Origin of the sequence: Collimonas antrihumi, assembly GCF_018304965.1 — a bacterium.
Taxonomy (GTDB): Bacteria; Pseudomonadota; Gammaproteobacteria; order Burkholderiales; family Burkholderiaceae_D; genus Collimonas; species Collimonas antrihumi.
Genome location: NZ_JAGQED010000032.1, coordinates 40,217 through 47,307, shown reverse-complemented (window position 1 = coordinate 47,307; position 7,091 = coordinate 40,217). Strand labels below are relative to the sequence as shown.

The 7,091-nt window shown below is 58.5% G+C and carries 6 protein-coding genes; 2 read left to right on the top strand and 4 right to left on the bottom strand.

Annotated elements, in window-relative coordinates; genetic code table 11:
• Positions 1-464 precede the first annotated feature (464 nt).
• Complete coding sequence (locus tag KHU29_RS19595; protein WP_211454954.1) at positions 465-1,496, bottom strand: Glu/Leu/Phe/Val family dehydrogenase; 1,032 nt, start codon at positions 1,494-1,496, stop codon at positions 465-467.
• A gap of 388 nt (positions 1,497-1,884) precedes the next feature.
• Between KHU29_RS19595 and KHU29_RS19590 the strand changes: the two genes are divergently transcribed.
• Together KHU29_RS19590 and KHU29_RS19585 are read left to right on the top strand one after the other, a co-directional pair.
• A complete protein-coding gene (locus tag KHU29_RS19590) occupies positions 1,885-2,115 on the top strand; it encodes a type II toxin-antitoxin system RelE/ParE family toxin (RefSeq protein ID WP_211454952.1) in 231 nt (76 codons plus the stop codon).
• Positions 2,116-2,126: 11 nt separating this feature from the next.
• Positions 2,127-2,423, top strand: coding sequence for a HigA family addiction module antitoxin (locus KHU29_RS19585; RefSeq protein WP_211454950.1), 297 nt, complete (start codon positions 2,127-2,129; stop codon positions 2,421-2,423).
• A gap of 45 nt (positions 2,424-2,468) precedes the next feature.
• Here KHU29_RS19585 and KHU29_RS19580 read toward each other — a convergent pair whose 3' ends face one another.
• The 3 genes from KHU29_RS19580 to KHU29_RS19570 all read right to left on the bottom strand — a co-directional run bounded on the left by KHU29_RS19580 (position 2,469) and on the right by KHU29_RS19570 (position 7,090).
• Positions 2,469-3,728, bottom strand: a complete 1,260-nt coding sequence (locus KHU29_RS19580; RefSeq protein WP_211454948.1) for a DEAD/DEAH box helicase — start codon at positions 3,726-3,728, stop codon at positions 2,469-2,471.
• A 111-nt stretch (positions 3,729-3,839) separates the two neighbouring features.
• A complete protein-coding gene (locus KHU29_RS19575; RefSeq protein WP_211454946.1) occupies positions 3,840-6,323 on the bottom strand; it encodes a DEAD/DEAH box helicase in 2,484 nt (827 codons plus the stop codon).
• Positions 6,320-7,090: a fumarylacetoacetate hydrolase family protein gene (locus tag KHU29_RS19570; RefSeq protein ID WP_211454944.1), complete on the bottom strand. Its 771-nt coding sequence runs from the start codon at positions 7,088-7,090 to the stop codon at positions 6,320-6,322. The genes KHU29_RS19575 and KHU29_RS19570 overlap by 4 nt, the downstream gene beginning before the upstream one ends.
• Position 7,091: the final 1 nt, after the last annotated feature.

Sequence of the window (7,091 nt, the reverse complement as noted above, 5' to 3'; positions counted from 1 at the left end):
GAAGATGCCACAGCGAACATGGAAGCTGGCAGCCAACCAATTCGCCATCATGTTCGGCGAACGCTTTACCAACGCAATTGACTAACTATGAAATTCTGATCCCGCACACAGAATTCCTGACAGGTCCCCAATATTTTTTATATGGAATCGAAAATTTCCTTATCGTGAACCGACGGGTATGCTGGCACATCCGATCGTCACGGCAATGCGAATTGCATGCATTACGTTATCAGCTTTCTCGTGTTCTTGTTTGTATACGGTCTTTTCGAAGGAATTCTTATTAGCTACTCGACGCGAATTCACTTAGGAGACCGTCTTGAAATTCCAGTTCTTATAGTGACTGGCATCGCTGCAATTTTTTGCGGGAACCGCTATCGGAAAATGTCACCAAAACGACGCAAATAAAAAAACAGGGCGCAAGCATATGGCGCTTTCCACCCTGCCAGTCCAAAACACTACATTGCTTAGTGCTTGAAGCGCGCTTCAGCCAGCTTGTCTGCTACCACGCTGGTCGGCAAACCTTCCGCGTCGGCGCGTTTGAAAATCTCGCCCAGGGTCACGCCGATTTCACGCACGTGGGCTTCGACATCGGCTTCCGGTTTGTCGTAGTACTCGTAGCAAACCTTGATGATGCCGCCGGCGTTGATCACGAAGTCCGGCACGTACAACACTTCTTTGCGACGCAGCAGTTCGCCCACTTCAGCGGTGGCCAGCTGGTTGTTGGCAGCGCCGGCAACGATCTTGGCTTTCAGGCGCGACAGGGTCGCCGGGTTGAGCGTGGCGCCCAGTGCGCATGGTGCGTAGATGTCGGCTTGTACGTCATAGATGGCGTCGGTTGCCACTACTTCGGCACCAAACTCGGTGCGCGCACGTTCTAGCGCTGTCTGATCGATATCGGTGACGATCAGCTTGGCGCCGGCGGCATGCAGGCGGCGCGCGTAGTCGTAACCGACATTGCCCAGTCCTTGTACCGCAACCGTCAAGCCTTCCAGCGAGTCGCGTCCCAGGTAATGCCTGACCGCGGCTTGCGCGCCGACAAAACAACCCAGTGCGGTGAACGGCGAAGGATCGCCGCTGGCGCCGAGGCCGGCGACGTATTTGGTCTTGGTGGCGATGTGCGCCATGTCGGCCGGGCTGGTGCCGACATCTTCCGCCGTGATGTAACGGCCGCCGAGGCGTTCCAGGGCTTCACCCATGGCCTCGAACAAGGCGGGTGTCTTGGCGGTTTTAGGATTGCCGATAATCACGCTTTTGCCACCGCCGATAGGCAGGCCGGCAACTGCATTCTTGTAGGTCATGCCGCGCGACAGGCGCAGCACATCGTTGACGGCGACGGCTTCGCTGGCGTAGTCCCACATGCGGCAACCGCCCATGGCCGGGCCGAGGTTGGTGTTGTGGACAGCGATGATGCCTCTGAGGCCGGATTTTTCTTCGGAAACGAAGACCACTTGCTCGTGGTTGTCGAAATTCAATTCATTAAAAATGAAGGTACTCATGCTTTTGGCTCCGTGCGGATAGCATTCACTCGTCCGGGTAGGGCGGGCTATGGTTTTCCGTTATCTTCGGAGTCTGTCGGGTTGAGGGGATCGAAGCGAAAAAATAGCTGGGCGAGGACAGATTTTGCCGGATTCGCAGTGTCAATAGCCTAGCTATTGACCAAGAAGCCGGTGAAATATGGACCGTTCAGCTATTTTTGCAGCCGATCACCTCAGCCCGATAGACTCCAGGGGTTAAGGTCAGTGATACGGGTGTTTGCGGCGGGTTGGCGCCGGTCAACGGGTGAGGCCGTGATTGTGTCACGCAGGTGAGAGTGTAATTTATCGCTATGTGAAACTCAATTGAGTTCAATGGTTTGTTCCGGTATACCTTATAGAAATTGCCTTAATGGCAATTGCTAATCATTTAAACTGCCAATTAAAGCCTGCATTTCAAATGCAGATGCTGCATGCGGCGCACAATATAAATGACTTGCGAGTGCCGCCGAACAATCGGTTGGAAGCCTTGAAAGGCGGGCGTAAGGGACGGTACAGTATTCGCGTCAACGATCAGTGGCGTATCTGCTTTCGTTTTACGAATGGCAGTGCAAGCCATGTTGAAATTGTCGACTATCATTGATGAGGTCCACCATGACCAGGCAAATTGCTCTCGCAACACCCGGCGAAATTCTCAATGAAGAGTTTCTATTACCGATGAATATCAGCCAATACGCCCTGGCAAAAGCCGTGCATGTACCGGCTCGACGTATCAACGAGATCATCAAGCATGGGCGAGCCATCACGCCCGATACAGCGTTGCGCCTCGGCCAGTATTTTGGCATGTCTGCGGATTTCTGGAGCAACCTGCAATCGCATTACGATCTGGAAACGCGCCGCGCGCAAATGACAGAGGAGTTGGCAGCCATCAAGCAACTGCAGGCGGCCTGATATGGTGCGGTTGCTCAGCAAATGTTGGTTTTTAGCTAAACCAGTTTAGTCAGTTGAATCCCGCGCTGCCGCCTCACGCAACTTGTCTTTTTTGCTCTTTCTTTTGCCTTTGATGCCGCCGTTGGCGGTGTCGGTGGGCGATTCAGTGCTGGCTGAAACTGCAGTGACGACAGGCTCGAACCCGGCAATCTGCTCGCGCTCGCATCTCAGATGATGGCGCTTTTCTATGAGGCGGAAATGGGCTTCGGTATCGGCGCTGATGAAGCTGATGGCGATGCCGCTTTTGCCAGCCCGGCCGGTACGGCCGATGCGATGGGTGTAGTCCACCGCCGAGCGTGGCAGATCGTAGTTCAGGACCACCGGTAATTGTGCAATGTCTATACCGCGGGCGGCGACGTCGGTGGCTACCAGCACTTGCACTTTGCTGGCTTTGAAATCCGCCAATACCTCGTCGCGTGCGCCTTGGCTGAACTCGCCATGGAAGGCGGCGGCTTTGATGCCTGCCCGATGGAGTTTTTCCGCAATGTGTTCCGCTGCGTATTTGGTGGCGACGAAAACCAGTACCCGGCCCCAGTTGTTTTCGCGTAGCAGATGCCGCAGCAATTGGGTGCGGCGGCCGGCGTCGACTTGTATCGCGCGTTGCTGGATGGCTGGCTGGTTTTGTTCTAGTGCAGGAATGGCTATGCGGGCCGGCTGGTGCAGCATCTTGGCGGCGAGTGCGTGGACTGCGGGTGGGAACGTTGCTGAGAAAAACAGGTTTTGGCGTTGCTTGGGCAGCAATGCCAGGATGCGTCCGATTTCGTCGGCGAATCCCATGTCGAGCAGACGGTCTGCTTCGTCCAGCACCAGTGAGGATACCGTCGCGATGCTGAGGGCGTTGTGATCAATCAGGTCAAGCAGGCGGCCGGGTGTTGCGACCACGATGTCGACGCCGCCGCGCAGATCCATCATTTGTGGATTGATCGATACGCCGCCGAACAGGGCGGCGATTTTTAGCGGTTGCGGGCTGGTTTGGGCGAGGGTGCGGATGGATTCTGCGGTTTGCTGAGCTAGTTCGCGGGTTGGGACCAGGATCAGGGTTCTTAGCCGGCGCGGTTTTTCGGTAGGGGTTTCTAGTATTAGTTGCAGTAGCGGTAGGGCGAATGCGGCGGTTTTTCCGGAGCCGGTTTGGGCTGCTGCCAGTACATCGTTGCCGCGCAGGATTTCGGGGATTGCCGCTACCTGGATCGGGGTTGGCGTGGTGTAGCCGCGTGTGCTGATGGCTTGCAGGATGGCGGGGGACAGGCCCAGGTTGGAGAATGACATGATGGTGGGCCTTGACAGCTTGAGGGGTAGCTATCTTACCATTTGCGTTGATTAATACGTTTGCTACTCCGTGGAGACGTGCGCCGGTACTCGACAAACGTTTGACATCACTCAAACCAACGGCGCCAACAACAACTGCAAATCCTCACTACTAAACTTGATCGCCAACGCCGCATCGCTACCCAGCACACCTTCCGCCAACGCGGCCTTGCGCGCCTGCAGCTCAATAATGCGTTCCTCAATGCTGCCTTCAACCACGATCTTGTAGACGAACACTGTCTGCTCCTGGCCGATACGATGGGCGCGGGCAGTGGCTTGTTCCTGCACTGCGGGGTTCCACCACGGGTCGATATGGATCACGGTGTCGGCGGCGGTCAGGTTGAGGCCGACGCCCCCGGCTTTGAGGCTGATCAACAGTAAGGGTACGGTTTTGCTCTGGAATTGCGCTACCAGCTCGCCGCGTTTTGCCGGCGGCGTCTTGCCGGTCAAGGCCAGCCACGGAAGTTGCAAAGCATCGAGTTCGACCGCAATCAAGTCCAGCATTTCGGTAAATTGAGAAAACACCAGAATACGCCGGCCTTCCGCCACCAGTGCCGGCAGCATGTCGCGCAGCAGTTCCAGTTTGGCGCGTTCCATGCTCGCCGGGTGTTCCATGCCTTTCAGCAGGAACGGATCGCAGCATACCTGCCGTAGCTTGAGCAGGGCGTCGAGAATCGTGATTTGTCCGCCGGCAAAGCCTTTGCGTTTGAGGACGCCGCGTACCTGTTCGTCGGCGGCCAAACGGACGCTTTCGTAAAGATCGCGTTGCCGACCTTGCAATTGCACGCGCTTGATTGCCTCGCTGCGTGGCGGCAGTTCGCTCGCTACTTCATCTTTGCGGCGGCGCAGGATGAACGGCCTGACTCTTTGCGCCAGCAATTGCGCGCGCAGGGTTTGACCACCATACTCGATCGGTTTGCGCCACAAGCGCGTGAAGCTTCGCATGTCGCCGAGGAAACCGGGCATCAGGAAATCGAATTGGGTCCACAGTTCTCCCAGGTGATTTTCCAGCGGCGTCCCGGTGATGCACAATCGATGCCGCGCGCGCAAACGCCGCACGGCGCCGGCGCTGCGGGCGGTGGCGTTTTTCACGGTCTGCGCTTCGTCCAGGATCAGCATGTGAAACGGCTGTGCTTCTAGCGTGGAGCGGTCGCGCCATAGCAACGGGTAAGTAGTTAGGATCAGGTCGTACTCAGCCATGCGAGAAAAATCGCGATGGCGCTCCGGCCCTTGCAGCGCAAGCACACGCAAATCGGGCGCCATGCGCCTGGCTTCGGCCTGCCAGTTGAAGATCAGAGAAGTCGGCAACACAACCAGTGCGGGCAGGTCGAGACGGCCTGCCTGTTTCTCGATTAGCAAGTGAGCCAGCGCTTGCGCGGTTTTCCCGAGACCCATATCGTCGGCCAGGATGCCGGCCAAGTGATGCTCACGCAGGTATTGTAGCCAAGCCACGCCGTGTAATTGATAGGGGCGCAGGGTAACGCCAAGGCCGCTCGGCGCTACGATGGCCGGCGGTGTGCCGGCGCCTTGCAGTCGTTGCGCCAGCGCGCGCAGGCCGGCGTCGCCTTGCAATTGCCAGCTGCCGTGGTTGCCGGCGCGTTCGCGCTGCGTATCCAGCAAACTCAGGCGCATTGTCTCGAGCCGATAGGCGTCCCAGGATGACAGCAGCAGCGGACCGTCTTTGCGTTGAGGGTCGGTCAGCAACTCCAGCATGCTGCCGATTATTGCCTTGAGCGGCGCCGCCCGGGCTTCAATGCGTTTGCCGCCCGGTGCTCGCAGCTTGATCAAGGCGTGATCGTCGATCAAGGCAATCTGTTTGGCGTCCAGCCAGCGCCCGTCGCGTTGCAGCAGATGGGCCAGCAACGGCACCAGATCCACCATCTCGCCTTCGATTTCAATGCCCAGGGTCAGCAACCACGAGCCTTCGCCGGCAGGCAGACCCAAGGCGGTTACCATCTGCTCGCGACCCCGCATGCGCGCAGCAACTTCCTTGCCAAGTACCTGGCCGGTCTCGGGGCTTACGATCAGGTGCCAGACATCCACCGGCACGCTTTCATGCGCAAAACCGGGACGTACCACGATAGCCCAGCCTTTTGCCTGCAGATCCGGCAATTGCTCCGCCCAGAAATCGCCGAAAAAATCTTCCTGCACCAAAGTCCAAAGCGACGCCAGCGTTTGCCCCGCGTCCTGCGCAGCGCTTTCCGTGCGCCATTGCAGAGTATCGCTCGGCAGCGGGTGCAAGCCCAGGTCCCACACCAGGTCCAAGGCGTCGGCTTCAGCCCCCAGGTCGCGCAGCAACAGGCGTCGACCTTGGCTGTCTTCCACCGTTTGCGCCGATGCCGGGCGGCGATTCAGCAGCGTGGTAGGTGCTGCAGTCTCCCACTGCAAGCCATCGTCGGTGACATACGTCCAAGTGATTTGCGCCACTGTCACGTTGGGGCCGCGCGGGCCGAACGGACCGGAAGGGCGCATTCCCAGGAGGCCGTCGCCGCGTCCCAGGGTTTGCAGCGTCAGGCGCGGCCGGAAGTGGCCGACGGTGTCTGCAACGACATTCATCTCGGCGAAAAACGGACGGCTAGTTCGCCCAGATCGCCGTAGCGTATTGCGATGTCCTGCGCCACCGGCAAGCCGAAACTGCCGGTGTAGGAGCCGGTGATAACGGCTTGTCCGGCCTGCAATCCCTGCCCCGCAGCGCGCAGGAACTCTACCAGCCAGTACAGCGGAGCGCGTGGATTGACGGCAGGATGGCGGCCACTTAGCTGGTTTGTTTCCTGGGTTGCAATGCTGATTCGGATCGCTAATTCGGTAGCAGCATGCGCAGCTTCCGCATCCGCCAGCGGGCCGAGGTACAACCCTTGGTTGAGTAAACCGTCAGCCAGATTTTCAATAAAACCCGCTTCATCCGGTTCGCTGTAGCGGCTGTCTATCAGCTCGAGTGCAAGGTAGGTACCGCCGATAGCAGCATCAATTTCCGTTGCCGAGTAGGGCGAAGATCGCGTCGGCAGATCTTGAGCGAGGACGAAAGCCAGTTCCGGTTCAACCCGGACCTGGCCGTCGCGTACCCACGCCGCGCACGCGCCACCGCTGTAGACGGTGCGGGCATAGATGGGGGCCAGCACGGGTTGTCCATCGACAGGCAATCCGCATTTCCACGCGATGATCTTGTCGCCCAGCTGTTCACTCACGAGAGCCTGCACTGCGAGCGCTGCCGCAGCATCCAGTGGTCGCAAGGAGGGCGGCAGGCGTGCGCCGCGCGTGCCGGATCGGCGCCGTTCTGCGAGGATGGCTGCGGCGGGCAGGGAGTTATGAGTTTGAGAAGTCATG